Raw genomic sequence first — 25,766 nt, 5'->3', positions numbered from 1 at the left:
CCGCCGAGATGAGGAGTCCCCATGGCGCGAGCAACACGCGTGGCCGACCACGGGCCAGGCAGCGACACCCCGCAACCGGCACCTGCCGCCGGGTCAGCCCTGCAGCAGGCCCAGGCAGGCGCTGCACGGAAACAGGAACCCAAGCCCCCGAGCGCACTGTGGGCAGACGGACTGGGCCGGGTGGGCATCCGTTCGGCGCAGGTCCTGCTGATCCTGACCGTCGCCGTGGTGTCGGTGTACGCCTTGATGCAGATCAAGCTCCTGGTGATACCGATCCTGATCGCACTCATCCTGGCGGCGGCCATCGGTCCGTTCGTTAATATGCTTCGCCGCCGTGGACTGCGGGGCGGGCTGGCAACCGGCATCGCGTTCATCGGGTTGCTCCTGGTGCTGGGTGGCGTTGGCACAGTTATCTACTACTCCGTCCGCAACCAGTGGGGCGAACTGGCCCAGCAGGCTGCCTCCGGGCTGGACGAGCTGGAGCGGTTCCTGCTCACCGGGCCCATTCCCCTCGAGCAGGAGCAGTTGGACCAGGCCCGCGAGGGCATCGTGCAGTTCGCCACCAGCAGCCAGGTCCGTTCCGGCGCCATCACCGGACTGTCCGTGGTGACCGAGTTCCTTGCCGGCGCGGGCCTGGTGATCATCATCCTGTTCTTCTTCCTGAAGGATGGCGCCAAGATCTGGAATTTCTTCCTCCGCCCGTTCAGCGGGGAACGTGAGGCCAAATTGCGCCGGGTGGGCAAGCGCACCCTTGAGGTGCTTGGCGGCTACGTCCGCGGCACGGCGATCGTGGCTCTGGTGGACACGGTAGCCATTGGGGCCGCCCTACTGATCCTGCAGGTTCCGCTGGCCCTCCCCCTGGCACTTATCGTCTTTATCGGCGCCTTCGTTCCGCTGGTGGGCGCCACTGTTGCCGGAATCCTCGCTGCCCTGGTGGCACTGGTGGCCAACGGTCCCGTAGTGGCCTTGATCGTGGTAGCCGTAGTCATTGCGGTCAACCAGCTCGAAGGCGACCTCTTGCAGCCGATCGTAATGGGCAAGTCCCTGCAGCTGCACGCCCTGGTGATCCTCATGGCATTGACCGCCGGAACCATCCTGGCCGGCATTGTAGGTGCCGTGCTGTCCGTGCCGCTGGCCGCCGTCGCCTGGGCCATCATCCAGGTGTGGACGGCAGAGGATCCGAAACTCGAGGACATGAACCCGGACCTGCCGCCCCGGAACAGCCAGCCGGTCTAGCCTGCCCACCGGCGGCAACGACCCCCACATACGTCGACGGTCCGGCACCTAAGTGCCGGACCGTCGTCGTGCGTTATGGGTTAGCGCTGCAGGCCTGCGAACACATTCTTGGGACGCTGCATCTCACCATGCTTGGCGCCCAGGATGACCACCAGCCCCGCGAACGCGGGGATGACCCACTGCAGCATCTTGAGCTGCTGCTGGGCGGCCTTCAACTCGTCCGAAGCATCGGGCCGCGGCTCGGTGGCACCCTCGGCGCCCTCGGAAGCAAGCTTTTCAACCTTCTTGCCCAGGATTCCTGAGTAAAGGGTCACCGCTGCGCCAGCCACCGTCACCGCCGTCTTGATCACGGTGTCCCTGGCCACACCGTCCTGCTTGGCGATGCGCTCTTTGTTCTCCCAGGCGATGGCGAGGTCCGCCACCAGGTGCGAGGCAAAGGCTGCCGTCTGGAACGGCGCCCATTTCATCCATCCGGCACTGGAGAGCCGCGTACGCTCGGACGGATTTTTGGCCGCCGCGGCCGCACCGTTCAAGCCGATGGCACCCATCAAAGATCCACCGAACCACGCTGCTGCCGTCAGATCGTGAACTGACCGGGCAATGAGATTTCCTGCCATGATGTGCATTCCTAACGTTGAACTGGTTGACGTGCCGCGCCTGCGGACTTCACTTGCCGTGTCCCATTGAGGTCATGGTCCGCCTATGGTAAGCACACTTACTAATGTTACGAAAGCCCGTCTTGCGCGGGCAGACCGCGTAATATCGTCGCCATGGGAACTACAGGCAGTTTGTTCGGCTGGGCCTTCGGGGACCCAGCCCGTGAAGATGACGACAGCTACGTGGAAGGGCTTCAGCGGGAGGCATTCGGGAATGCCAGGGACACCGCGAAAGCCAAGGGGGTGGCAGTCGTGGCAGGCACTGAGGTCTTCACGGTGTTGAGCGCGGACGATTCCCTGGTGGAGCTGGACAACGCACCCGGAAAGCTGGTGGTCCGTTGCACCGTTCACGTCGAAGGACCCGGCGCGGAGAAGATTCGTGCCGAAGGGCCCATGAACGGCTGAGCAATGTCGGACAGCGACTCCACCATCAGCCATGCCGCGGACGCCGTCGAGGAGGCCTCCAACCACCCCGCCCTGGACGTCCTGGCCCGCACGGGGTTCGCCGTCATGGCCCTGCTCCACGTCATTATCGGTGCCATTGCCATCGCCGTGGCTTTCGGCCAGCCCGGTGAAGCCGAACCCACGGGTGCCATTGAACAACTGGCCGCCAACCCCTGGGGTCCGCTGGTGATGTGGGTGTGTGTGGCGGCATGCATCGGTTTAGGGCTGTGGCAGGCAAGCGAGGCGACCCTGCGGGCACGCCGGCTGCCCCGCAAGGAACGCGTGTCCAAACTGATCTCATCAGGCTTCCTTGCCATTGCATACAGCAGCGTGGGGCTCAGCTTCGCCGGTTTTGCCGTGGGCCTGCGCGGGGATTCGAGCGAGAGCACGAAGGACTTCAGCGCCTCGCTGATGGCCACACCGCTGGGGCTGTGGGCGCTGGTGGCGCTGGGCCTGACCATCGTCGGGATCGGCATCTATTTTGTGTTCAAGGGCGTGCGGCGCGGGTTCAAGGAGGAGCTCTTCCATTTTGACGGCACCCGGCGCGGCCGGCTGATCGATACCCTTGGCGTCACCGGCCACATTTCCAAGGGGGCTGCCCTGGGCCTCACCGGCCTGCTCTTTGTGATCGCCGCCGCCAAACACAGTCCGGAGGAGTCCACGGGACTGGACGGCGGCCTCAAAGCCCTGCGGGACCACCCGTTCGGTCCGTATGTGCTGGTCGCCATCGGGGCAGGATTCATCGCTTACGGGATCTTCGCCCTGATCCGGTCCCGGTTCGGACGCATGTAGTTCCCCCTGGATGTGGGTAGGAAGGAAGCATGACGCAGCACGTGCTGAGGGACCAAACGGCCGACGGCGGCCCGCAACGGGTGGCCCCTGCGGTCACCGAGGCCGGTGGCCGCGCCTTTACTGCGGTATTCCGGCTCCTCAAAGTGGCACGCCCCGACCGTCCGATCCATCCCAAGGGACTTGGCCTGGCCGGGAAACTGACCAGGACCGGGACTTCCGGCGAGCCGAGCGGCCTTGATTGGCTCGACGCTCCCGGCATTGATTCCGTTGTGGCCCGGTTTTCGCGTTCGGCCGGGCTGCCTCAGATGCTTCCGGACGTCCTGGGCCTGGCACTCCGGGTGACGCCCTCCCGGAGCTCCGCTTCCGGCATAACGCTCGACATCGGCGCGGACGGCGGTGCTGCCGACGGCGGCCCGGGCGACGCTGCCGACGTCCTCTTCGCCTCCACAGGCTGGCAGCTTCCCGGGAGGTTCCTGCTCCAGCCCAGGCTCGACGTCTCCTCGGCCACCTTCACCACATTGATGCCCTACCGGGGACGGAAGGGTCCCGTGCTGCTGGGGCTTCGGAGCTTAAGCCTGCCGGCGGGGTCGATCACGGCCGGTGAATGGGTGCTCGGGCTGTATTGGGCCACGCCCGCGGGACCGTGGCGGCAGTGCGGCGAACTGCGGCTGCGCGCCTCCCCTGAGCCGGCCGACACTCCCCTGCGCTTCAATCCGCTCGAGAACCAGCCGCCCGGCACACAGGCCTACGACTGGACCCGCCGCCTGCGGGAGCGTTCCTACCAGGCGGCGCAGCAATCCCCGCCGCCCGCCGTCGCGCATTCTGCCGCCGCTCCCCCTCCGGAGGGGAACCACACCAGCCCAGCCATCCCAGGAAGGAACACCATGTCTACTGTGTCCCAGCTGTTCAACACCCCAGCCGCCGACGTCTGGCGGGTCATTGCCGACGGCTGGCTGTACTCCGGCTGGGTGGTGGGCGCGTCCCGGATCCGGGCGGTGGATGACACCTGGCCCCAGGCCGGGGCACGCCTGCATCACTCCGTGGGTGCTTGGCCGCTGCTCATCAACGACAGCACCCGGGTGACCGCCGTCGAAGCCGGAAAGTCGCTAGAACTGGTGGCGCGCGGCTGGCCGATGGGTGAAGCGAAGGTGGCCATCACGCTCCAGGACCAGGGCGGCCAGTGCCTTGTCACCATTGCGGAAGACGCGATCCGCGGGCCGGGCAAGAAGGTGCCCAGGGTCATGCGGGACCCGATGATCACGGTGCGGAACCGCGAGACGCTCAAGCGCCTGGAGCTGATGGCGGCCGGCGGGGCCGGAAAGTAGCACCGGCAGGTTACAGCAAACGCGAGGCCACATCGCGGCCCGAAACCCCGTGAGGATGGGCGCGAAGTGACCTCGCGTTGCTTGCGGTGTCTTAGACCTGCGCGGCCACACCGTCGCGGGAAATGGCCACCATGTCCTCGCGCGGCACCACCTTGATGCGCTCACGCTTGACCTCAACGCCGTGCGAACCGCCGGCCTCGGTGGCGGCAGCGCCGAGGGAGAGCTCGTGGGCATCCAGTGCCAGCCAGCCTTCCCAGCTGGTGAACTTCACGCCACGGGCGTCAAGGAGGTCGACGACGGCCTCCGCCCCGGGAACGGCGGCAACCGGCAGGTTTTCGCGGTCTTCCAGCAGGTAGGTCACGGTCTCCAGGGCGTCGCCCTTGGTGTGGCCGATCAGGCCGACCGGTCCGCGCTTGATCCAGCCCGTGGCGTAGATGCCCGGCACGTGGGTGCCGGCGGCATCCAGGACGCGGCCGCCGTCGTTCGGGATAACACCCTTCGTGTGGTCGAACTCGATCTCCGGCAGGGCTGAACCGAAGTAGCCGATGGCGCGGTACACGGCCTGGACCGGGTAGTCCACGAACTCGCCGGTGCCGCGGGCGTTGCCCGTGCCGTCCAGCTCGGTGCGCTCGAACTTGATGCCGGCCACCTTGCCCGGCGTCTCGGCGTCGTCGTAGATTTCCACCGGGCTGTGCAGGAAGTGCAGGTGCAGGCGGCGGGAAGCCTTGAGCTCGGAAAGGTCCTCGGGCTGCTCGGCGATCCAGTTGGTGAGCGTGCCCACCATGGTCTTGGTCTGGTTGTTCGTCTGGATCTGGCGGTCGGATTCCTCGTCGAACTCGAAGTCCTCGGGGTACAGGATGATGTCCACGTCCTTGGAGTGGGACAGCTCGCGCAGTTCCAGGGGGGTGAACTTGACCTGGGCGGGGCCGCGGCGGCCGAAGACGTGCACGTCGGTGACGGGCGAAGCCTTCAGGCCGGCGTAGACGTTGTCCGGGATTTCGGAGACCAGCAGGGCGTCGGCGTGCTTGGACAGGACACGGGCCACGTCCAGGGCCACGTTGCCGTTGCCGATCACGGCGATTTCCTTGGCTTCCAGCGGCCATTCGCGCGGGACGTCCGGGTGGCCGTCGTACCAGGAGACGAAGTCGGCGCCGCCGTAGGAGCCGTCCAGTTCGATGCCGGGAATGTTCAGGTCCGCGTCCTTGATGGCGCCGGTGGCGAAGATGACGGCGTCGTAGTGGGTGCGGAGGTCCTCGATGGTGAGGTCGGTGCCGTAGTCCACGTTGCCGAAGAAGCGGATGTCGCCGCGGTCCAGGACCTTGTGCAGGGCGTTGACGATGCCCTTGATGCGGGGGTGGTCCGGTGCCACGCCGTAGCGGATCAGTCCGTAGGGTGCCGGGTAGCGGTCAAAGAGGTCGATGCTCACGGTCAGCTCGCCGCTCTTGACGGCTTCGCTCTTGGTGAGGATGTCCGCGGCGTAGACGCCTGCCGGGCCGGAGCCCACGACGGCGACGCGCAGCGGGCGTTCGGCAGAACCTACGGTGGTGCTTGATGACACGGCTGTGTTCCTTTTCTTCGGTCCGTCCCAACTAGGTCGCACTAACTGTCGTTTTGAGGGCTCATAACGACACTTGGCGCTACTTAGTTGGGATGGTGGGCTAGGTGGTGAGGACTCGGGGCTTGTTCGGGGTGATGGTGCTGTAGTCAGCGGTTTTGAAGTGCGATGGCGCAAACGGGCTCACGCGCACCACGTCGCCGATGACAATGACTGCCGGGTTTGCGACGCCGGCGGCTTCCGCCTGGTCCGCAATGGAACCGAGCGTGCCGATGGTGACGCGCTGGTTCGGCAAATAGCCGTTTTCCACAATACCAACCGGGGTGTCACCGGGCAGACCGGCTTTGCCCAGAGCGGACGCCGATTCGCGCAACTGGCCCACGCCCATCAGCAGGACAACGGTGTGGTCCGCGCGGGCCGGAACTTCGGACAGTTCCTCGTGGCCGGTCACGACGCTGAAGCCTTTGGCCAGGCCGCGGTGCGTAACAGGGATGCCGGCGGCGGCGGGAACGGAAATTGCGGACGTAACGCCGGAGACCACTTCGACCTCGACGCCGTGCTGCCGGCAGTACTCGGCTTCTTCCCCGCCGCGGCCCAGGACGTACGGGTCGCCGCCCTTGAGTCGGACCACGCGGTGCCCTTTCAGGGCTTCCTCGACGAGGATCCGGTTGATCTCTGACTGCGGCACGGGGTGGTGGCCGGGGGTCTTGCCCACCTCGATCACGCCGACATCGGGGGCCAGTTCGTTCAGGAGTTCGCGGGGGCCCAGGCGGTCTGCCACCACGACGTCGGCCTGGCCCAGGAGGCGGCGGCCGCGGACGGTGATGAGGCCGGTGTCGCCGGGGCCACCGCCTACGAGGGCAACGCTTCCAGCAGACGCCCGGCGGCGTCGCAGCGGCAGGTCTCCGGTTTCGAGCGCGGTGGCGACGGCGTCGCGGACGGCCATGGCGCGGCGCGGGTCTCCCCCGGCGTTCACGGCGATCTTGATGTCGTCCACCTCGGCGACGGCGGGGGTCCAGGCTGCGGAGGCTTCATGGTCGGAGGCGTTGACGCACCAGATGCGCTGCGCCTCGGCGTCCGCAGAGACCTGGGCGTCCACTGCGGAATCGCCGGTGGCCGTCTGGACGAACCAGACGCCGTCGACGTCGGAGGAAGCGTAGGTGCGGGGCTCCCAAGAGAGGAGGCCGGCGTCGGCGAGCTCCCGGAGCGCGGCGGAGGCAACCGGCGCCACGACGGTGACCTGGGCACCGGCGTCGAGCAGACCCTTGGCGCGGCGTGCTGCCACCGGGCCGCCGCCGACCACCAGCACGGGGCGGCCGAGCAACCGCAACGCTGTGGGGTAGATATCCTGAATTGCCATGAATCAACGGTAGGGCCGCGTCACAATCGCCAACAAAGGCCGAGCAACACCAGTTCACGCAAGGTAATGCTGCGTCACATACCGGTTGGCCACCGTCGTGGGGGCATTGGCGGGTGTTGAAGCCGGAACAGGCGCAATCAGCGGCGTGTCCGTGCCAAAGTGTCCCGGCTGGGTACTGGCAGGAACGGAAGCGCAGCAAAGCCCGACGGCGGGAGTCGCCGTCGGGCTTTGCTTGCGGTCTTGTAGTGGTGCGGGTTAGCGGGTGCTGCCGGAGAGCAGGCCGCGGCTGCGGAGGAGGCGCTTCTCAATGGGGCCGAACACCAGCAGTTCGATCAGGATGCCGACTGCGAGGATCAGCAGGATTGCCGACATCACCACTGTCATGTCGGACAGGATGCGGCCCTGGTCGAGCAGGGAGCCGAGGCCGAACCCGATGGTCCCGCCCACTGCGATGATTTCCGCGGCCATGAGTGATCGCCAGGAGAAGGCCCAGCCCTGCTTGAGACCGCCCAGGTATCCGGGCAGGGCGGCGGGAAGGATGATCTGCAGCGCCATCTCCAGCCGGGAGGCACCCAGGACCGTTCCCACGCGCCGGTACTGCGGCGGGATCTGGTCCACCCCGGAAATGAGTCCATTGATGATGGAGGGAATGGCGCCCATAAAGATGACGAAGTACACGGTGGCGTCGGTGAGGCCGAACCAGATGATGGCGGCAGGCACCCAGGCCACCGAAGGCAGCACCTGAAGGCCGGAAATCAGCGGACCGAAAGCACGGCGCAGCGGAGCCACCTGGGCCAGCAACAGGCCCACGGGAGTAGCGATGGCCACACTGATCACAAAGCCAACCAGCCCCCGCTGCATGGAGGTCCAGACGGCTTCCTGAAGTTTGCCCTCGTTCCAGAGGACGCCCATCTGCGTCACCACGTCCATGGGGCCGGGCACCAGGTCGCGGCGCTTCACTCCGAGCGATACGTAGAACTGCCAGATGAGCACCAGGACCACCAGGGCCGCGATGGGCAGGAGCACGCGGCTCCAGTCGATCCGGTGCTTGCGGTCGGCGTCGGACTGAAGAGAGTCAAGGCCGGATTCCAGTTCCCGCAGGTCCTCCCTGCCCGTCGAACTTCTTGTCAAAGCGGCATGGACGTGCTGAGTGGATGCAGGCGCAGCGCCCGATGCCGCCCAGGGAGTGGCATCGGGCCTGTCGGAGCCGGACGCTTCGTCCGCAGGACGAAGGCCTTCCGGCGAAGGGGCGGGGGCGGCATCGGGCGCGGAGCTGGACAGGGACTTACTTGGCATGGCGGCGAATCTCCTCACGCAGCCGGGCAGTGATGACCCCGGTCAGCTGGCCGGCAAGCCCGGCATCGGTCCGGTGTTCCTCGGTGACTGCCCATTCCTGGACAACGCGGCCGGGGCGGGAGGACAGAAGCAGCACACGCTGGCCCAGCCGCACGGCCTCGCGGACGTTGTGGGTCACGAAGACGATGGTGCGCCCGGTTTCCTTCCAGATGCGCTCAAGCTCGTCATGCAGCAGATCGCGGGTGATGGCGTCCAAGGCGGCGAACGGCTCGTCCATGAGGAGCAGCTGCCGGTCCTGGGCCAGCGACCGGGCCAGGGACACACGCTGGCGCATGCCGCCGGACAGCTCGTGTGGGCGCTTGTCCCCTGCGGTGCCAAGGTGCACCAGTTCGAGGAGCTCCTGTGCCTTGGCCTTGCGCTCGGCCTTGCCAACGCCGCGGAGCTTCAGGGCCAGCTCGATGTTCTCCCGGGCGGTGAGCCAAGGAAACAGTGCCGCGTCCTGGAACATAAAGGCAGCACCGTCGCTGGGCACTTCGAGGGCGCCCGACGTCGGCGCCTCCAGTCCCGCCATGATGTTCAGCAGGGTGGATTTGCCGCAGCCGGAGGCACCGAGGAGGGCAACGAACTCGCCCTTGCCGATGTTGGCGTTGACGTCGTCCAGTACCGGGGCGCCGTCGCCGAAGCGCTTGCCCAGGTGTTCCAGTACGACTGGCATGGTGCCGTCCTTAGGTAGTGATGGAAAGGGGTCAGTCCCGGCCGAGGCCGGCAGCCGGGATCCGTTGGGTGCCGGCGCCGGCGATGACGTCGTTGAGCGGGCGAAGATCGAAGAGGCCGTTGATGTCTGCCTGTTTGGTGGTGCCGGCCTCCACGCCGTCCTGCAGCAGCCTGGGGTAGCTTCCGGCCAGCGGGTCGAGGGTGAAGGTGATGTTGGCCAGGGACCGTGCGAGGACGTCGTCGGCCAATGCTGCGCCTGCTGACTCCTGCAGTGCCGAATTGATGACGGAGGCCTTCTGCCCGGCCGGTGCTTCGTTCAGCCAGGCGACGGACTTTGCGTGGCCCGCCAGCAGCGCCTTCACCGTATCCGGATGGTCGGCCGCGAACTTCTGGTTCACGATCAGGACCGTCGTGGGGAACTCGCCCGGCTTGCCGGTGCTGCTGCCATCCCACAGGTCCTTTTCATCCACCAGCATCTTCGCTCCGGCCTGGAGCACCAGCCTGGACGCCCAAGGCTCAGGCAACCACGCGCCGTCGAGCTTTCCGTCCTGGAACAGCTTCAGTGTCTGGGCGTTCTCAGTGGGGTTGATGGCGACGTCGCCGCTGCCGTCGACGTTGGTTTTGTAGCCCTGGTCCGCAAGCCAGGCGCGGAGGGCCACGTCCTGGGTACCGCCGAGCTGCGGCGACGCGAGGGTCTTTCCCTTGAGGTCCGCCGCGGATGTGATCCCAGGCTTGACCACCAGCTGGGCACCTCCTGCAGCAGCCCCGGCGACGATCCTGACGGACTCGCCCTGGCTCTTCACGAAGGAGTTGATGGCCGGGTTGGGGCCGATGTAGGCAGCATCGATGGCGCCCGCATTCAGCGCCTCGATGGCCGCCGGCCCGGCATTAAAAGTTTCAGTGCTGAGGGCGGTATCGCCCAGGGCTTCAGCCAGGAAGCCTTCCTTGATGCCTACCAGTGCGGGCGCGTGCGTGACGTTGCCAAAATATCCCAGCTTCAGGTCCGCCGCGGGCGTGGGTTCAACAGCCTGCGCCTCAGTGTTACGCGAAACGGTGGATGCCACCACTGCCCCAACCACGATCAGCAGGACCAGCCCAACAGCCAGGGCAGCCTCGATGGCACGCCTGCGCTTGGGGACCGCGCTTTCGCCTGCCACGATGCGGGTCATCCCGGGCTTGGAACTAGTCATTGTTTCACCATAGGGAGTGGCCGAAAGCCGTTCAATGAAGCGGAAACGGGGGGTCACGCGGGTTCATTTAGCGTCATATTTCGACGACGGCGTCCCACCACTTGTGAGCCCGGAATTCCCCATGCCAAGAGATTCGAGTACTCACTACTCGTGCCTCGCCATCCCCCGGCACGTAGCGTCCAGTTAAGGTCCTGCTGGGAGGCACACAGGTGTTTTGACTTTCAGGGGCACGTCATGGGTATCGAGCGATGCAGGCGACGGTTGTGTCGCTGGGCCCTGCCCGGCGGGTGGGCTTGCCGCGGGGGGCAACAGTGACCCAGGGCGACGGCTACGCGCCCCTCCTTGATCCAGCCGTGCTGGAAAGGCTTCGCGAGGAGCTGGAAGGCGATGAGGGAGTCTGGAGGGTATTCGTGCAGAACTTCATCGGGTACCTGCCCGAACGGATTGAACGGCTGCGGCAGACCCTGACAACCGGGGACTCCCGGGGAGCAATGGATGCGGTGTTGAGCCTCAAGACATCCAGCCAGATGGTGGGCGCTGAACGCCTTGCCGAGATGGCCATCGACCTGGAGCGTGCCCTCCGCAACGAAACCCGCGAGAATGACCCTGCCGTTGCACTGCCGCACCTGGCCGCGGAGCACCTCCGACGGATCAAACAGTGTGGCCGCCAAACGACGTACCTGCTGCAGGCAACGCTTAAACAGAAACCGGACCTTGGCTGACGTTCCGTCGGCCCCGGCGGGTGTCCAGGACGCCGTACTTCCGGTGCCTCGGCCTCTTGAGCGGATGTTTTTACCCCGTTAAGGTCGCTCCAACTTTCTGTTGACCTTGCCTTCGTAGGTTCTGGGTGTGACCAATAACCAGGTGCTTTCCGCTCTGCAGCTTCCACATGACTTTACGGACAGCACCACTCGGACCGACCGGCTCATTGCGGATTTTGCGGTGGTCGGCCATCGCGGGGCCATGGCCCTTGCACCGGAGAACAGTGCGGCGTCATTCCGCATGGCTGAAGCCGCCGGCGTTGACGAGATCGAACTGGACGTCCGCATTACTGCCGACGGCGTCCCCATCGTCCTTCACGATCCGACCCTTGAGCGGTTGGCAGCGGGAGGGCCCTGCCTGGCCACGCCGGTGACCCAGCTGACGCTGGCGCAGCTGCACGAGGTTCTGTTGGATTCAGGACAGCCCGTTCCAACGTTTGCTGACATCCTTGAACTGACCAGCGTCACGCTCCAAGTGGAAATCAAGGACCCGTCCGCGGTGCCTGCCCTTGCCGCGCTTTTGGGCCAAGCGCCGTCCTGCACCCGCCGCATCAAGTTCTCCAGTTTCCTCCCGGAGGCACTTTTCCTGCTCGCTTTGCACCTGCCTGCGGTTCCCCGGGGACTCATAGTCAGCAGCTTTCCAAGTACGCGCCGGCAGCAGGAGGAACTCGAAGACGTCCTCATCACCACGGGAGCCGGCACGCTGTACACGGGATTCGAGCACCTCATGCCGGTGCACGTGGAACAGCTGCACGCAGCGGGCCTGGAGGTCCACGTCTGGCCCCTGACGTGTCCCGGCGACCTGGACCGGGCGCTGGAGTTGAGGGCCGACGGCGGAACGGCTGACAACCCGGCCAGCGCCAGGGCGTGGCTCCAGTCCGCACGGATCCGGGCTGCAGCGCCGGCCGTTGAAGCATCCTGACCCTTACGAACAGGACCGCCCGGTCCATCCGCGTCAGTTGCCTTTGACGTTGATCAGCTGCCGAAGTTTGTGCCGCACGGTGACGAGGTCGGCGGCGTCCTGCATCACCTGGTCAATCGACTTGTAAGCAGCCGGGATCTCGTCGATGAATGCTTCGGAGGCACGGAACTCGATGCCCCGCATGGCCTTCTTCAGCTCCTCGAGGGAGAACGCCTTGCGGGCAGCGTTGCGGGAGTACTCCCGGCCTGCCCCGTGCGGTGAGGAGTTCAGGGATGCGGGGTTGCCACGTCCCTCCACCACGTACGACGCCGTCCCCATGGAACCGGGAATGAGTCCGGGATCGCCCGGCGCGGCTTTGATGGCCCCCTTCCGGGACACCCAGAGGGACTTGCCGTAGTGCGTCTCCTGCTGCGTGAAGTTGTGGTGGCAGTTGATCCGCTCGCGTTCCTGCACCGGGCCGCCCACCCAGTTGCCGAACTGCATGCTGACGCGGTCCATCATTTCTTCCCGGTTCAGCAGGGCGAAGTGCTGGGCCCAGCGGAGCTCCGCGATGTACCGGTCGAACTGCGGCGTGCCCTCATCGAGGTAGGCCAGGTCCGGGTGGGGCAGGTGGATCTGGTTCTTCCGGGAGACGTGCTGGGCGACGCCGATGTGGTGCTGGGCGATCTTGTTGCCAATGCCACGCGAGCCGGAGTGCAGGAACAGCCAGACGTCGTCGGCCTCGTTTGCGCAAACTTCAATGAAGTGGTTGCCCGAGCCCAGCGATCCCAGCTGCAGCTCCCACTTCGCAACGTACTGGGCGGGGTTGAAGCCCGCCTTTGCCGCCAGTTCCTTCAGTTCCGCGATCCGGGGCTCCGCCGTCGGGAGCACTTTTTTGTTGTTGTGCCCGGCGGACAGCGGAATCACGCGCTCGATGTCTTCGCGGAGCTTTTTACGGTCCTTCGGCAGGTCCTTCAGCGAATACTGCGTCCGGACGGCGATCATGCCGCAGCCGATGTCCACCCCCACGGCCGCCGGGATGATCGCGTGCAGCGTGGGGATGACCGAACCGACAGTGGCGCCCTTGCCCAGGTGCGCGTCGGGCATCAGCGCCAGGTGCGGATAGATGAACGGGAGCGTGGACGTCATCACGGCCTGCTCCCGCGTTTGGCCGTCCAGGATCGAAGCCCAGTTCAGCAACTTGCTGTTGATGGTTTCCATGCAGGGCCTCCCACTCACGGCTGAGGACTAACGTGGTTCCTAGGCTAACCCCACCCGCCTAACGGAAGGGTGTCCCACCCCAACAAGGAGACGCAACCATGGTGAACGTCCAGACCGAGATCCTCATCAGCCGGCCTCGCGCCGAGGTGGCGGAGTACGCGGCTGACCCGGACAACGCGCCCCGCTGGTACGTGAACATCCACAGGTCGCAACGGCTGACGACGGGTCCGGTGGCGCCGGGCGCCAAAGTCGCCTTCACTGCGAAGTTCCTGGGCCGGGAGCTGAACTACACCTACGAATTCGTGGAGTACATCCCCGGTGAAAAGCTGGTGATGCGTACCGCGCAGGGCCCCTTCCCCATGCAGACCACGTACACCTGGAGCGATGCCGAAGGCGGGACCCGCATGACTCTCGGCAATACCGGCAAGCCGTCAGGCTTCTCCAAACTCGCCGGGCTTTTCATGGCCCCGATGATCCGGCGGGAAACCCGGAAGGACCTGCAGAAGCTCAAATCCGTCCTCGAAGCCGGGCGGTAAGCCAACCGTTAACCACGAAATCGCCGGAACGGTGCGCGGCAGCTTCGGCTACCACGCACTGTTCCGGCGACTTGGGCGAAACCTAGATGCTGTAGCGCTCGTCCTCGTGGTCGCCCGGGTGGTCCTTGACCAGGCCGGCGGCGAGGGTGTTGCCGTCCAGCGGGTCAATCACCAGGAAGGCGCCGGTGCGGCGGTGGTGCAGGTAGTTCTCGAGCGGCAGCGGCGCGGCGAGCCGGAGCTGCGCGTGGCCGATGTCGTTCAATTCCAGCGTGGACGCCGGCTCCAGCTTGAAGGAGGCCAGATCCAGCTTGCCGCCAACGTTGCGCACCAGGGCCTGGACGGTACGGGTGCCATGCTTGACCAACACCTTGGCGCCTTCACGGAGCGGCTTCGGGGACAGCCAGCAGAGCGAGGCGTACAGGTCCGCCGAAGCTTCTCGGACTGTGCCGGCAGCGGCGATGGTGTCACCGCGGGCGACGTCGAATTCCTCTGCCAGGCGGATGGCGACGGACTGCGGCGCGGCCGCTTCCTCCAGCGAGGCGCCGGCGAAGTCGATGCCCACCACCGTGGTGGTTCGCGGGTCCTGGCCGGGAGTCAGGACGGAGACCTTGTCCCCCACCTTGACCGAACCTTCGGTGATCTGGCCGGCGTACGCGCGGTAGTCGCGGTAGGCCTCCACATCCAGGCCGGCGGCGACGGCGTCGGGAGCCAGGGCGCCCTGCGGCCGGATGACCAGCTGCACCGGGAAGCGGAAGCTTTCCAGGTGGCTTTCCAGCTCGTCAGCGGCCGGAAGGGTCTCGAGCACCTCGAGCAGCGCGGGTCCGGTGTACCAGGGGGTCCGCTCGGAGCGGTCCACCACGTTGTCCCCGTCGAGCGCCGACACGGGGATGACCAGCAGGTCGGTGATTCCATCGGAACCGAGTCCCAGCTCGCGGCCCACCTGCTGCACGTCGGCTTCGATCTCGCGGAACACGGACTCGCTGAAGTCCACCAGGTCGATCTTGTTGACGGCCACGATCACGTGCGCCACGCGCAGCAGCTGCAGTACGGACAGGTGCCGGCGGGTCTGCTCCAGCACACCCTTGCGGGCGTCAATGAGTACGACGACGGCATCCGCAGTGGACGCGCCGGTCACCGTGTTCTTGGTGTACTGCACGTGCCCCGGGCAATCGGCCAGGATGAAGCTGCGGCGGTCCGTGGCGAAGTAGCGGTAGGCCACGTCGATGGTGATGCCCTGTTCGCGCTCGGCGCGCAGGCCGTCGGTCAGCAGCGCCAGGTCGATGCCGCCCTTCTCGCCGCCGAAGCCGCGGTCCGCTGAGGTGCGGGCAACGGCGTCGAGCGTGTCGGCGAGGATGGCCTTGGAATCGTGAAGGAGCCGGCCCACCAACGTGGACTTGCCGTCGTCGACCGATCCTGCGGTGGCGAACCGAAAGAGAGTCGTAGGCAGGGCTGTCTCCAGCCCACCGGCTTCGCCGGACAAAACTGTGTCGGTGCTCATTAGAAATACCCGTCCTTCTTGCGGTCTTCCATGGCTGCCTCGGAGATGCGGTCATCTGCACGGGTGGCGCCACGTTCGGTCAGGGTGGAGGCGGCGACTTCAACCACGACATCGGACACGGTGTACGCGTCCGACTCGACGGCGCCGGTGCAGGACATGTCCCCCACGGTGCGGTAACGGACGGTTTTGGTGATGACGTCCTCGTGCGGCAGCGGCTGGGACACCTCGCCCACTGCGCGCCACATGCCGTCGCGGGCGAAGACCTCGCGCTCGTGGGCGTAGTACAGGCCGGGCAGCTCGATGTTCTCCCGCTCGATGTAACGCCAGATGTCCAGCTCGGTCCAGTTGCTGATGGGGAACGCGCGGACATGCTGGCCCACGGTGTGGCGGCCGTTGTAGAGGTTCCACAGCTCAGGGCGCTGGTTGCGCGGGTCCCACTGGCCAAACTCGTCGCGCAGGCTCAGGATGCGCTCCTTGGCGCGGGCCTTGTCCTCGTCACGGCGGCCGCCGCCGAAGACGGCGTCGAACTTGTTCTGCTGGATGGCGTCCAGCAGCGGGACGGTCTGCAGCGGGTTGCGGGTGCCGTCGGCACGCTCAGCGAGCTCGCCGCGGTCGATGAACTCCTGCACCGAACCCACCACCAGCTTCAGGCCCAGGCGCTCCACTGTCCGGTCGCGGAAGTCGATGACCTCGGGGAAGTTGTGCCCGGTGTCCACGTGCAGCACGGGGAACGGGACCTTGCCGGGCCAGAATGCCTTGGTGGCCAGGTGCAGCATCACCACGGAGTCCTTGCCGCCGGAGAACAGGAGCGCGGGCTTCTCGAACTCGGCAACAACCTCGCGGATGATGTGGATGGCCTCGGACTCAAGGGTGTCCAGGCTGCTCAGTCGCGTGGAAACGGCGGCTTCAGTCACCTGCGTGGTCTCCTCGGTTAGGGAAGTGCTCATACGTGTAGTCCGCATTCTGTCTTGTCGGAGCCAGCCCAGCGGCCGGCGCGGGGGTCGTCGCCCGGCGCCACCTTCCGCGTGCAGGGCTGGCAGCCAATGGAGGGGTAACCCTGGGAAAGCAGCGGGTTGACGGGCAGGAGGTTGTCGTCCGAGTACTGGACTAGCTGGTCGAACGTCCAGGCAGCCACCGGGTTGACCTTGACCAGGCCATTGGCCTCGTCCCACGTCACCAGCGGGGTGTTGGTACGGGTGGGTGCTTCCTCGCGGCGGACGCCGGTGAACCAGAGTTCGTAGCCGGACAGGGTGCGGCGCAGCGGAGCCACCTTGCGAAGGGCGCAGCACTGGGCGGCATCGCGGGCAAAGAGGTCCTTGCCCAGGAGCCGGTCCTGCTGCTCCACTGTGTTTTCGGGGAGAACGTCCACCACGTTGACGCGGAGGTTTGCGGCCACCTCGTCACGGGTGGCATAGGTTTCCGGGAAGTGGTAGCCGGTCTCCAGGAAGAGGACGTCGACGCCGGGCAGCTGGTCCGCGACCAGGGCGGGCAGGACGGCGTCGGCCATGGAGCAGGCGACGGCGACGGCGGGCAGATCGAAGTTGCGCTCCACCCAGGCAATGACGTCGCGGGCCGGGGCGTCCCAGCCGAGCTCGGCAGCACCGGCTTCGGCGAGGGCCTTCAGCTCTTCCTTGCTGCGGAGCTTCGGGGCTGCTGCCGCCACGGTAGCGTCAACCTGCGCGGCGGCTTCGGCTGGTGGGACCACCGGGTTGATGCCAGCTGCGTGCTTGGGCCCATGGCCACCGGGGTCCCCGGCCGAGCTTGCGAGGTTGGGGAGTGGCTGGGGACTCACTGGAGTGCCTCCTCGTCTGCTGCGTGGGCCCATTCTGCGAAGGTCTGGCCCTCGGCGCGCTGGGCCACGAACGTGCGGACAACGCGCTCCACATAGTCGGGCAGGTCGTCAACGTAGACCTTGAGCCCGCGGACAGTGCGTCCCAGGCCTGCTTCCTCACGCTCGTTGGAAGCCAGCCCGCCGCCCAGGTGGACCTGGAAACCCGGGGAGGGGTCGCCGTCGGGCGTGGGCAGCATCATGCCCTTGAGGCCGATGTCCGCGGTCTGGATGCGGGCGCAGGAGTTGGGGCAGCCGTTGATGTGCAGGGACAGCGCGTGCGGCAGGTCGCCGGATTCGGCGAGGTCGGCCAGGCGGCGTTCCAGCTCGGCCACGGCGGTGGCGGCCGTGTGCTTGGTCTCCACGATGGCCAGCTTGCAGTATTCGATGCCGGTGCAGGCGATGGTGCCGCGGCGGAACACGGACGGGCGGGCGGACAGGCCCAGCGCATCCAGTTCGGCCACCAGCGGCTCCACCTGGTCCTTCTCGACGTCCAGGACCACGAGCTTCTGGTGCGGGGTGGTGCGCAGCCGGTAGGAGCCGCGGGCCTCGAGGGTGTCCGCAAGCTTGACCAGCGCGGCACCGGAGAGGCGGCCGGCCAGCGGGGTGGCGCCGATGAAGAACTTGCCGTCCTTCTGCTCGTGGACACCGATGTGGTCGCCCGGCGTGGTGGGCTTGGGCGCGGCGGGACCGTCGGCCAGCTTGTAGCCCAGGTACTCGTCCTCGAGGATCTGGCGGAACTTCTCCGGACCCCAGTCGGCCATTAGGAACTTCAGGCGGGCCTTGGTGCGCATGCGGCGGTAGCCGTAGTCACGGAAGATGCTGGTGACGCCGAGCCATACATCCGCGGCCTGCTCCGGCGTCACGAAGGCGCCCAGGCGCTTGCCGAGCATCGGGTTGGTGGACAGCGCGCCGCCGGCCCAGAGGTCGTAGCCGGTACCGAGTTCAGGGTGGCGGACACCCACGAGGGCGAAGTCGTTGATTTCGTGGACCACGTCCTGGCTGGGGTGGCCGGTGATGGCGGTCTTGTATTTGCGCGGCAGGTTGGACAGCAGCGGGTTGCCGATGAACCGCTCCCCCAGCTCCTCGATCAGCGGAGTGGGGTCGATGATCTCGTCCTTGGCGATGCCGGCCACGGGCGAACCGAGGATGACGCGGGGCACGTCACCGCAGGCCTCGGTGGTGGACAGGCCAACAGCTTCAAGGCGGGTCCAGATCTCGGGGATGTCCTCCACGCGGATCCAGTGCAGCTGGATGTTCTGGCGGTCAGTGAGGTCGGCAGAGTCCCGTGCGAAATCAACGGAAATCTGCCCGATGACGCGCAGCTGCTCGGTGGTGAGCGCACCGCCGTCGATCCGCACGCGGAGCATGAAGTACTTGTCCTCGAGCTCGTGCGGCTCAAGCGTTGCGGTCTTGCCGCCGTCGATCCCGGGCTTGCGCTGGGTGTACAGGCCCCACCAGCGGAACCGGCCGTGCAGGTCCTGACCGGGGATGGCGTCGAAGCCCTCTTTGGAGTAGATGGACTCGATACGCTCGCGCACGTTAAGGCCGTCGTCTTCCTGTTTCCAGGTTTCGTTGGCGTTCAAAGGCGTTTTGCCGTCCACTTTCCACTGCCCGTGCGGCTTTGCGGCGGGTCGGGACGTGCGGGCCGGACGCTTCGGGGCGGCGGTGTCCGCGGACGCTCCGGCTAGAGCTGTATCAGTCATGCATCGACTGTAGGTCCCGCCCGAATAGCGTCACAAAGGCCCGGAAACGCTAAGTCACCTAGGGAAATATTTCGTCACGAAACGCCGGACGGCCTTGAAGAAGCCACCCTGCTGTGCATCTGGCCCGGCTTCCGCGGGCGCTGTGGCAGGCTCGCTGGCAGGCGCCTTAACTGCTGACTCCGTTGCTTTTTCGGTTGCGATTTCGCGGGCCTTCGGGACGGCGGCATCGTACCTTTCCAACGCGATCTCGGCGACCACCGGCGACGGCAGCAGCGGTTGCGTCACGAGGTCGGCCCCCGCCTTGGCGAGCTGGTCGTGGAAGTAGCCCGGCGCCAGGAGGTAGGAGGCAATCACCACCCGCCCGCCGACGTCGACAGCCCCTGCTGACTCGCCTGCCCCGGCACCCCCTTCCAGCTCCTCGCGAAGCATCGCGACGGCGTCGGGCACGGACGGCGTGGCAGACGCCCCATAGGCGGCGACCATCCTGTTAGACCGCAGCTCCTGGAGCTGGCCCAGCAGCTCCTCAACACTCACGGCTGCCCTGGGGTTGGACGAGCCGGCGGCCGCCAGGACAATCACGTCGCGGTCCGTCACTCCGGCTTCGAGCAGGCGCTGGTCGAGCAGCGCGGCGAGGCGCGGATCCGGTCCGAGCGGGGCGGCGGCCGCGCTGCCCGGACGGCTCTTCACGGCCCGCGCGATGTCCACCTTCACGTGGTAGCCGACACTCAGCAGCAGCGGCACAACCACCGCGGACTCCCCCTCCGGCAGGCCAGCCATCACGTCCACCAGGTCCGGCTGCTGGACATCCACGTAGGCTTCGCGGACATCGAGGCCCGGGCGGAGCGCGGCAATGGCGTCGCGCAGGGCATTGACCTCGGCGGCGCCTTGCGTGCTGGATGTCCCATGGGCGCAGGCGATCATGATGGGGCTGTTCATAGGGGCTAGCGTAACGTTGGAGCCGCCCTGTCCGCCCTCTTTGAAACCGCCGGGACGCTCAATGACATTCCCTTTTGACATCGCCCTGGTGTGGCTGGACCTGGTAGGTGTCTTCTTCTTCGCTGTCTCGGGATCCCTCCTGGCCGCGCGGAAGCAGTTCGACATTGTGGGTTCGCTCCTGCTGGCCTCCCTCGTGTCCCTGGGCGGGGGTGTTATCCGCGACATCATCCTCGGCGCGACGCCCCCCGCGGCCTTCAGCAACCCCGCGTATCTCGTCCCTCCGATGCTGGCCACCTTCCTGGTGTACTTCCTGTTTTCCAGCGTGGAACGCTTCACGTCGCTGCTGGTCCTGTTCGACGCCGGCGGGCTGGCCCTGTTCTGCATCACGGGCACGTTGAAGGCGCTTTCTTTCGGTGTCAATCCTGTGGCGGCCGTCCTGCTGGGCGTCACCACAGCGGTGGGCGGGGGCCTGTTGCGGGACATCACAGCCAACGAGGTGCCCCAGCTGTTCAACTCCCGGGACCTCTACGCCCTGCCGGCCTTTACCGGGGCCGCCCTGACCACGGTGCTGTGGGTCACCGGATCCTTTAATGCGGTGACCGCTTGTGTGGTGGCCGCCCTCGTTTTTGCCTTCCGGGTGGTTGCGTGGCGGCGCTCCTGGTACATCCCGTTGGCCGTCAACGGATGGCACCGTGCAGGGGTTGACAGCGGCGAATCGCGTGCCCGCGATTAGCTAGGATATGAACCATGACTGACATGTTCCTCGAGAAATTCCGTGCGCTTGTTCCGAAGTATCTCGAAGACGAATGGCAGGAAGAGGACGGGCTGTCTCCCGAGGAGCTGGACAAGGCCCTGGCCGACCACCAATTCCAGATTCCCCTGGTCCTCCGCGAGTTCTATCTGGCCATCGGCGGCTGCGAGGACCTGATGGAGGCCTACCACTACTTCTGGGACCCCGACGAACTCGAAGTCGACGACGAAGGCTTCCTGATGTTCCTCGAGGATGAAGAAGAGGAATACACCTGGGGCTTCCGCGTAGGCGACCTCAGCGTCCCTGACCCCATTGTGTACCGCCGCAACAACGCCCGCGGCCAGTGGAAGTCCGAAGAAGGCACCTTCTCGGAGTTCGTGTTCGACATGTTCGAGTGGGCCTTCGAGGACGAAGAAGGCTAGGGGCGTTCTTCTGAGTTTCCCGCTGAATCTCCCCACCTTTGGGAGTCCACCATGGCGAGTCTCCAATATTTACTGCATGTCTGCGGGGGGTACTCGCTGAAACCTGGGGAAATTCAGCGCACGACCCTACCCCGTAACACCTGCCACACCTCATCGACGATCTTTTGAGGGTTGTACACCACCTCTGCATAGCCGTATCGGAGTACCGCGTAGCCGGTGAGGATGCTTGAGTTGTTCCTCGCCCTGTCCTTTTTCACTTGCCGCGGTTCAAGGTGACTGCGGCCGTCGATCTCGACAATGAGGAATCCTTCCAGGAGAAAATCCACGAACCCGATGCCCGGCAGTTCCACCTGGGTTTCGGTGTAGATGCCTTCGCTGCGAAAGAGAAGGCGTGCCACCACCTCAATAGCCGAGTCCGCCGTCCCATCCACCAAGTCCAGCACGCTCCTGGCGCTGCCGTTGCGGTTACCGGGCAGCCGCTTCCGCAGGTAGTTGAGGGTAGTCACTCCTTGCCGCAGAGCGCTTTCCACCATGACGGCTGCTTCAACTGCCGGAAGGCATCGCAGGCTGTGGATCAGGATGTCAGTAGTACTTGCCACCGGCTTCGGTCCAACAGAGGGCACCAAAGACTCCCGATGAACCACTGCGTCGCGAGGACCGCCATGTTTACAGAGCAGGTGGAACACCTGCGGCTCGTGCAACACCCATAGCTGCCGATGGCGGGCGGCTGAGGCGCACGTCAACAGGCCGTTAGCCATGACGGCACCCGTCAGGTCTGCTGGAGCATCCCGCAGGGCCACTACACCCTGCCGAAGACGGACCACTCTCCCGGACGCCACGGCGTCGCGGATATTGCGATCGCTGAAGCCAGCCTGTAGGAGCGTCCCAGTGCGGGCAACGGAACCAGCGTGATGGAGGAAATCAACGAGTTCCATAGGGCCAGCACACCAATCTAAGGGTGGCTGGGGCAGAGCGGCGGCCGCCTATGTGGACAACGTTCCCGCTGAGTTTCCCCGGCTTTGGGACTGCTCAACGGCGTGTCCCACCAACCCGCCGCACGTTCCGAGAGGGGTCACAGCCAAAGGTGGGGAACTTCAGCGGGGAAAGTCTTTGACACCTTCAGTAACAGAGGACTTGCATCTTGTGACAAATCTGTCATACACTATTCACGGATCCGCTAAACGCCTCCGGCGGGTCTGATGCGAACGGAGAGATAGCCTCGGTTCACGGCAACGTATGACTCGTATCGTTGCTGCGGACCGGGGCTATCCCGTTTAACGGCTAACCCTGGGACAGCAACTGAAACGCCAGTACCAGGCATTGTCGCCCCAAAAGAAGAAGCCCGGCACCATTCACGGAGCCGGGCTTCCACACACCGCAAGGGCTAACTGGCGCGGTCCACCACAGCCAGCGCGAAGTTGGACAGCGATTCCTTGACCACACCTTCAGGGAGCGGGGCAAGCGCGGCAATAGCCTCGTTCGCCCACTCGCGCGCCACAACCCATGACTCCGCAGTCACCGGGTGCCCGCGCAGCGCCGCCACCGCCTCGGCCAAGGCTTCATCCGAGGTCAGGTCGCCATCGATGAGTTTGAGAAGTTCGACGGCGGAGCTGTCACCCTCGGCAGCAGCCCGGCGCAGGAGCAAGACCGGCAGAGTGGGAACGCCTTCCCGCAGGTCCGTCCCCGGTGACTTGCCTGACTTAACCTTGATCCCGGTGACGTCGATGACGTCGTCGGCAAGCTGGAATGCGACGCCCACCTTCTCGCCGTACTCCACGAGGACCGACTCGTAGGCAGGATCAGCCCCGGCAAAGATGGCACCAAGCTGGCCGGAAGCCGCCACCAGCGAACCGGTCTTGTCCGCAATGACGGAAAGGTAGTGCTCCACGGGATCCTCGTCCGGACGCGGCCCCACGGTTTCGTGCAACTGGCCCAGGCACAACCGCTCGAAGGTACGGGCCTGGATCCCCAGCGCCCGCGAACCGAGTTCGGAAACCAGGATCGAGGCCCGGGCAAAGATGAGGTCGCCGGTCAGGACCGCCACCGAGTTGCCCCACACTTCGTGGGCCGTGGGCGCACCGCGGCGGAACGGGGCTGAGTCCATCACGTCGTCGTGATACAGGGTGGCCAGGTGGGTCAGTTCCACCACGACGGCGGCCTGCACCACGGCCGGAAGCGATGCGTCACCAAGGTGGGCGCACAGCAGGGTGAGCAGAGGCCTGATGCGCTTGCCGCCGGCTTCCACAAGGTGCCGCGACGTCGCGTCAGCCAGCGGATCCGAGTTCGCAATGGCCTCGCGGAGCTTCTTCTCCACCCGGGCAAGGTTGTTGGTGATGGCCGGCCCCAGCTCGGCATCCCCGGCGATGGCAGCGAAGCCCGCGGGCAGCTGCAAACCCGTTGCGATGGCGGTGGTGTTGAGGCTGGGTTCGGAGTCCGGCAGGCCGTGTCCGGCGTGCGTCCAGCTGTGGTCTGCGGGGTTGTTCACTGGTTAACCCTAACTTTTTGTTGCGGATACCGCTGATTCGAAACCGACTGGGTATTGGATGTGGCCGGAACCAGCGACTCCAGGACCCGGATCACCCGGTCCTCGAAGCCCTTCGCGGAGGGATCCGTGAGGTTGGCCAAAAGCCGGACCACGAACCGCATCAGCACCGGAATGGGCATGCCGGTCCGCAGCGCGAGCTTCATGACCGCAGGCTTGCCGATCAGCGCTGCGAACGCCCGCCCCAACGTGAAGTGCGATCCCCACTGGTCCCGCACATACTCCGCGTACCGCGAGAGGTGCGCGTCGGCGTCGTACGTTCCGCCCGAGGAGGCAGCACGGGAGGAGGCGTCGATGATGAACTCGGCCGCGAACCGGGCGGACTCCATGGCGTAGGAGATGCCCTCGCCGTTGAACGGGGAGACCATTCCGCCCGCGTCACCGAGCAGGAGCAGCCCGGGCGAGTAGTGCGGGGTGCGGTTGAAGCCCATGGGCAGCGCGGCGCCGCGGATTTCGCCCACCTGGTTTTCCGGTGTGAAGCCCCACTCGGCGGGCATGCCGGCGGTCCACTCGCGGAGGACCTGTTTGTAGTCGAGCTTGCCGAATTCCTTGGAGGAGTTCAGGATGCCGAGGCCAACGTTGGAGGTGCCGTCGCCCACGCCGAACACCCAGCCGTAGCCCGGCAGCAGCTTTCCGTCGCGGCCGGGGAGCTCCAGCCAGCCTTCCATCCAGTCATCGTCCGTGCGCGGCGAGGTGAAGTAGGTGCGGACGGCAACTCCGAGCGGGCGGTCGTCGCGCTTCTGGATGCCGAGGGATACGGCCGTGCGGGTGGAGTTTCCGTCGGCGGCGAGTACGACGTCGGCACTGAACTCGCGCGTCTCCCCCGTCTTGCGTCCGGCCTCGTCAAGGATGGCGGCGCGGACGCCGGTGACCCGGCCGTCGCCGTTTCGAAGGGCCTCAGTCACGCTGTGCCGCTCAAGGATTTCCGCCCCCGCGGACTGGGCGTGACGGGCCAGTTCCTCGTCGAAACCCAGCCGCGTGCGGATCAGGCCGTACTGCGGAAAGTCGGAAACCTCAGGCCAGGGCAGCTCGATGGTCCGGCCCCCGGCGATCAGGCGCAGGCCCTTGTTGCGGCGCCAGCCGTCATCTTCAGGGTGCGGTAGGCCCAGTTTCTGGATTTCGCGGACGGCGCGGGGGGTGAGGCCGTCGCCGCAAACCTTCTCGCGCGGGAAGCTCGTCTTCTCCAAAACCGTGACGGCGATGCCTGCCTTGGCGAGGTAGTACGCGGCAGTGGAGCCGGCCGGCCCCGCGCCGACTATCAGTACCTTCACAGGTCAGCGGGTGATGTTGCGGCGCAGCTTGGCCACGGGGCCTTTGTGCGCGGCGATGGCGGCAGCCGTTCCCCCGGGAGCGCCTGCAGTTGACTCCGGAGCCTTGAACGCACGGTGCACCGCCACGATGCCGCCCGTGAGGTTCCGGTAGGTGACTTTCTCCCAGCCCGATTCCTCCAGCCAGGCAGCAAGGTGGTCCTGGTCCGGCCATGCGCGGATGGACTCGGCCAGGTAGACGTAGGCATCCGGGTTGGAGGCGACCTTGACGGCGATGGCCGGCAGGGCGCGCATGACGTATTCGGTGTACATGGTGCGCCACAGCGGAACCACGGGCTGCGAGAATTCGGCAATGACCAGGCGGCCGCCGGGCTTGGTGACGCGGAGCATCTCCTGCAGCGCCTTCTTCGGCTCGTTGACGTTGCGGAGGCCGAAGGAGATGGTGGTGGCGTCAAAGGTGTTGTCGGCGAACGGCAGGTTGGTGGCGTCCCCTGCGATGAAGTCGATGTCCGGCCGGCGGCGCTTGCCCACCTTGAGCATTCCGAGGGAGAAGTCGCACGCCACTACGTCTATGCCGGCATCGGCATACGGCTCGCTGGACGTACCCGTTCCGGCGGCCAGGTCCAGGACTCGCTGACCCTTGGTGGTTTCCATCGCGTCCACCACGATCTTGCGCCAGCGGCGGGTCTGCCCCAAAGACAGGACATCGTTGACGACGTCGTATTTGGGGGCGACGTCGTCAAACATCGTGGCTACTTCGTCCGGACGCTTATCCAAGGATGCTCGGTTCACCATGTCATTGTCTCAAATGTTCAGGAGGGTCCCGAC

At 66.0% G+C, this 25,766-nt stretch carries 25 protein-coding genes; 9 read left to right on the top strand and 16 right to left on the bottom strand.

The window, feature by feature from the left end; translation table 11 throughout:
• Positions 1-21: 21 nt before the first annotated feature.
• Entirely contained in the window at positions 22-1,236 is a 1,215-nt protein-coding gene (locus tag G6R19_RS01620; RefSeq protein ID WP_163161688.1) for an AI-2E family transporter, read from the top strand.
• Positions 1,237-1,316: 80 nt separating this feature from the next.
• On the opposite strand, the gene G6R19_RS01615 is transcribed toward G6R19_RS01620, so the two are convergent.
• Complete coding sequence (locus G6R19_RS01615; protein WP_163161686.1) at positions 1,317-1,853, bottom strand: hypothetical protein; 537 nt, start codon at positions 1,851-1,853, stop codon at positions 1,317-1,319.
• A gap of 153 nt (positions 1,854-2,006) precedes the next feature.
• Between G6R19_RS01615 and G6R19_RS01610 the strand changes: the two genes are divergently transcribed.
• From G6R19_RS01610 to G6R19_RS20330, 3 genes are read left to right on the top strand one after another with little or no spacing between them, the layout of a single operon-like run.
• Positions 2,007-2,297, top strand: coding sequence for a hypothetical protein (locus G6R19_RS01610; RefSeq protein WP_163161684.1), 291 nt, complete (start codon positions 2,007-2,009; stop codon positions 2,295-2,297).
• Positions 2,298-2,300: 3 nt separating this feature from the next.
• Positions 2,301-3,128 carry a DUF1206 domain-containing protein gene (locus G6R19_RS01605; protein ID WP_163161683.1) on the top strand — a complete coding sequence of 276 codons (828 nt, stop codon included), beginning with the start codon at positions 2,301-2,303 and terminating at the stop codon, positions 3,126-3,128.
• A gap of 29 nt (positions 3,129-3,157) precedes the next feature.
• Positions 3,158-4,453 (top strand): SRPBCC family protein, encoded by a 1,296-nt coding sequence (locus tag G6R19_RS20330; protein ID WP_240341726.1) that lies wholly within the window; start codon positions 3,158-3,160, stop codon positions 4,451-4,453.
• Between the two features lie 91 nt (positions 4,454-4,544).
• Here G6R19_RS20330 and G6R19_RS01595 read toward each other — a convergent pair whose 3' ends face one another.
• The 5 genes from G6R19_RS01595 to G6R19_RS01575 form a co-directional block, all read right to left on the bottom strand.
• Entirely contained in the window at positions 4,545-6,011 is a 1,467-nt protein-coding gene (locus G6R19_RS01595) for an FAD-dependent oxidoreductase (RefSeq protein ID WP_163161681.1), read from the bottom strand.
• A 100-nt stretch (positions 6,012-6,111) separates the two neighbouring features.
• Positions 6,112-7,368 carry a uroporphyrinogen-III C-methyltransferase gene (gene cobA / locus G6R19_RS01590; protein ID WP_163161679.1) on the bottom strand — a complete coding sequence of 419 codons (1,257 nt, stop codon included), beginning with the start codon at positions 7,366-7,368 and terminating at the stop codon, positions 6,112-6,114.
• 255 nt (positions 7,369-7,623) lie between these two features.
• The gene (locus G6R19_RS01585; protein WP_240341725.1) at positions 7,624-8,664 is read right to left on the bottom strand and encodes an ABC transporter permease; all 1,041 of its coding nucleotides are present in this window, start codon (positions 8,662-8,664) and stop codon (positions 7,624-7,626) included.
• Positions 8,654-9,379 carry an ABC transporter ATP-binding protein gene (locus G6R19_RS01580; RefSeq protein WP_163161677.1) on the bottom strand — a complete coding sequence of 242 codons (726 nt, stop codon included), beginning with the start codon at positions 9,377-9,379 and terminating at the stop codon, positions 8,654-8,656. The genes G6R19_RS01585 and G6R19_RS01580 overlap by 11 nt, the downstream gene beginning before the upstream one ends.
• Before the next feature lie 31 nt (positions 9,380-9,410).
• Positions 9,411-10,547, bottom strand: coding sequence for an ABC transporter substrate-binding protein (locus tag G6R19_RS01575; RefSeq protein ID WP_163162841.1), 1,137 nt, complete (start codon positions 10,545-10,547; stop codon positions 9,411-9,413).
• Between the two features lie 284 nt (positions 10,548-10,831).
• On the opposite strand from G6R19_RS01575, the gene G6R19_RS01570 reads away from it, so the two are divergent.
• Positions 10,832-11,290: an Hpt domain-containing protein gene (locus G6R19_RS01570; RefSeq protein ID WP_346010071.1), complete on the top strand. Its 459-nt coding sequence runs from the start codon at positions 10,832-10,834 to the stop codon at positions 11,288-11,290.
• 127 nt (positions 11,291-11,417) lie between these two features.
• The gene (locus G6R19_RS01565) at positions 11,418-12,251 is read left to right on the top strand and encodes a glycerophosphodiester phosphodiesterase (protein WP_205484191.1); all 834 of its coding nucleotides are present in this window, start codon (positions 11,418-11,420) and stop codon (positions 12,249-12,251) included.
• A 33-nt stretch (positions 12,252-12,284) separates the two neighbouring features.
• On the opposite strand, the gene G6R19_RS01560 is transcribed toward G6R19_RS01565, so the two are convergent.
• Entirely contained in the window at positions 12,285-13,451 is a 1,167-nt protein-coding gene (locus tag G6R19_RS01560) for an RtcB family protein (protein WP_163161673.1), read from the bottom strand.
• A 98-nt stretch (positions 13,452-13,549) separates the two neighbouring features.
• Here G6R19_RS01560 and G6R19_RS01555 point away from each other — a divergent pair, with 98 nt between their 5' ends.
• Positions 13,550-13,987, top strand: coding sequence for an SRPBCC family protein (locus tag G6R19_RS01555; protein ID WP_163161671.1), 438 nt, complete (start codon positions 13,550-13,552; stop codon positions 13,985-13,987).
• Between the two features lie 82 nt (positions 13,988-14,069).
• On the opposite strand, the gene G6R19_RS01550 is transcribed toward G6R19_RS01555, so the two are convergent.
• From G6R19_RS01550 to G6R19_RS01530, 5 genes are all read right to left on the bottom strand, one after another.
• Positions 14,070-15,485 carry a GTP-binding protein gene (locus G6R19_RS01550; protein WP_163161669.1) on the bottom strand — a complete coding sequence of 472 codons (1,416 nt, stop codon included), beginning with the start codon at positions 15,483-15,485 and terminating at the stop codon, positions 14,070-14,072.
• On the bottom strand, positions 15,485-16,432 hold the full coding sequence (gene cysD / locus G6R19_RS01545) for a sulfate adenylyltransferase subunit CysD (RefSeq protein ID WP_163161666.1): 948 nt from the start codon (positions 16,430-16,432) through the stop codon (positions 15,485-15,487). Before cysD ends, G6R19_RS01550 begins: the two co-directional genes overlap by 1 nt.
• Positions 16,429-17,148, bottom strand: coding sequence for a phosphoadenylyl-sulfate reductase (locus G6R19_RS01540; RefSeq protein ID WP_163162837.1), 720 nt, complete (start codon positions 17,146-17,148; stop codon positions 16,429-16,431). Before G6R19_RS01540 ends, cysD begins: the two co-directional genes overlap by 4 nt.
• A gap of 125 nt (positions 17,149-17,273) precedes the next feature.
• The gene (locus G6R19_RS01535) at positions 17,274-19,019 is read right to left on the bottom strand and encodes a nitrite/sulfite reductase (protein ID WP_163161664.1); all 1,746 of its coding nucleotides are present in this window, start codon (positions 19,017-19,019) and stop codon (positions 17,274-17,276) included.
• A gap of 54 nt (positions 19,020-19,073) precedes the next feature.
• Positions 19,074-19,955: a CbiX/SirB N-terminal domain-containing protein gene (locus G6R19_RS01530; RefSeq protein WP_163161662.1), complete on the bottom strand. Its 882-nt coding sequence runs from the start codon at positions 19,953-19,955 to the stop codon at positions 19,074-19,076.
• Positions 19,956-20,016: 61 nt separating this feature from the next.
• Between G6R19_RS01530 and G6R19_RS01525 the strand changes: the two genes are divergently transcribed.
• Both G6R19_RS01525 and G6R19_RS01520 read left to right on the top strand, forming a co-directional pair.
• Positions 20,017-20,688: a trimeric intracellular cation channel family protein gene (locus tag G6R19_RS01525; RefSeq protein ID WP_163161660.1), complete on the top strand. Its 672-nt coding sequence runs from the start codon at positions 20,017-20,019 to the stop codon at positions 20,686-20,688.
• 14 nt (positions 20,689-20,702) lie between these two features.
• The gene (locus G6R19_RS01520; RefSeq protein ID WP_163161658.1) at positions 20,703-21,128 is read left to right on the top strand and encodes an SMI1/KNR4 family protein; all 426 of its coding nucleotides are present in this window, start codon (positions 20,703-20,705) and stop codon (positions 21,126-21,128) included.
• Positions 21,129-21,241: 113 nt separating this feature from the next.
• On the opposite strand, the gene G6R19_RS01515 is transcribed toward G6R19_RS01520, so the two are convergent.
• From G6R19_RS01515 to G6R19_RS01500, 4 genes are all read right to left on the bottom strand, one after another.
• Complete coding sequence (locus G6R19_RS01515) at positions 21,242-22,063, bottom strand: type IV toxin-antitoxin system AbiEi family antitoxin domain-containing protein (RefSeq protein WP_163161656.1); 822 nt, start codon at positions 22,061-22,063, stop codon at positions 21,242-21,244.
• A 449-nt stretch (positions 22,064-22,512) separates the two neighbouring features.
• Positions 22,513-23,613 (bottom strand): polyprenyl synthetase family protein, encoded by a 1,101-nt coding sequence (locus tag G6R19_RS01510; protein WP_163161654.1) that lies wholly within the window; start codon positions 23,611-23,613, stop codon positions 22,513-22,515.
• Positions 23,610-24,941, bottom strand: coding sequence for a geranylgeranyl reductase family protein (locus G6R19_RS01505; RefSeq protein ID WP_163161652.1), 1,332 nt, complete (start codon positions 24,939-24,941; stop codon positions 23,610-23,612). Before G6R19_RS01505 ends, G6R19_RS01510 begins: the two co-directional genes overlap by 4 nt.
• A gap of 3 nt (positions 24,942-24,944) precedes the next feature.
• The gene (locus G6R19_RS01500) at positions 24,945-25,730 is read right to left on the bottom strand and encodes a demethylmenaquinone methyltransferase (protein WP_240341724.1); all 786 of its coding nucleotides are present in this window, start codon (positions 25,728-25,730) and stop codon (positions 24,945-24,947) included.
• Positions 25,731-25,766: the final 36 nt, after the last annotated feature.

The sequence above is a fragment of the Arthrobacter sp. Alg241-R88 genome, assembly GCF_900537115.1.
Classification (GTDB): domain Bacteria; phylum Actinomycetota; class Actinomycetes; order Actinomycetales; family Micrococcaceae; genus Arthrobacter.
Note: the sequence above shows the minus strand (reverse complement) of the source record. Positions and strands in the feature narration are given on the sequence as shown.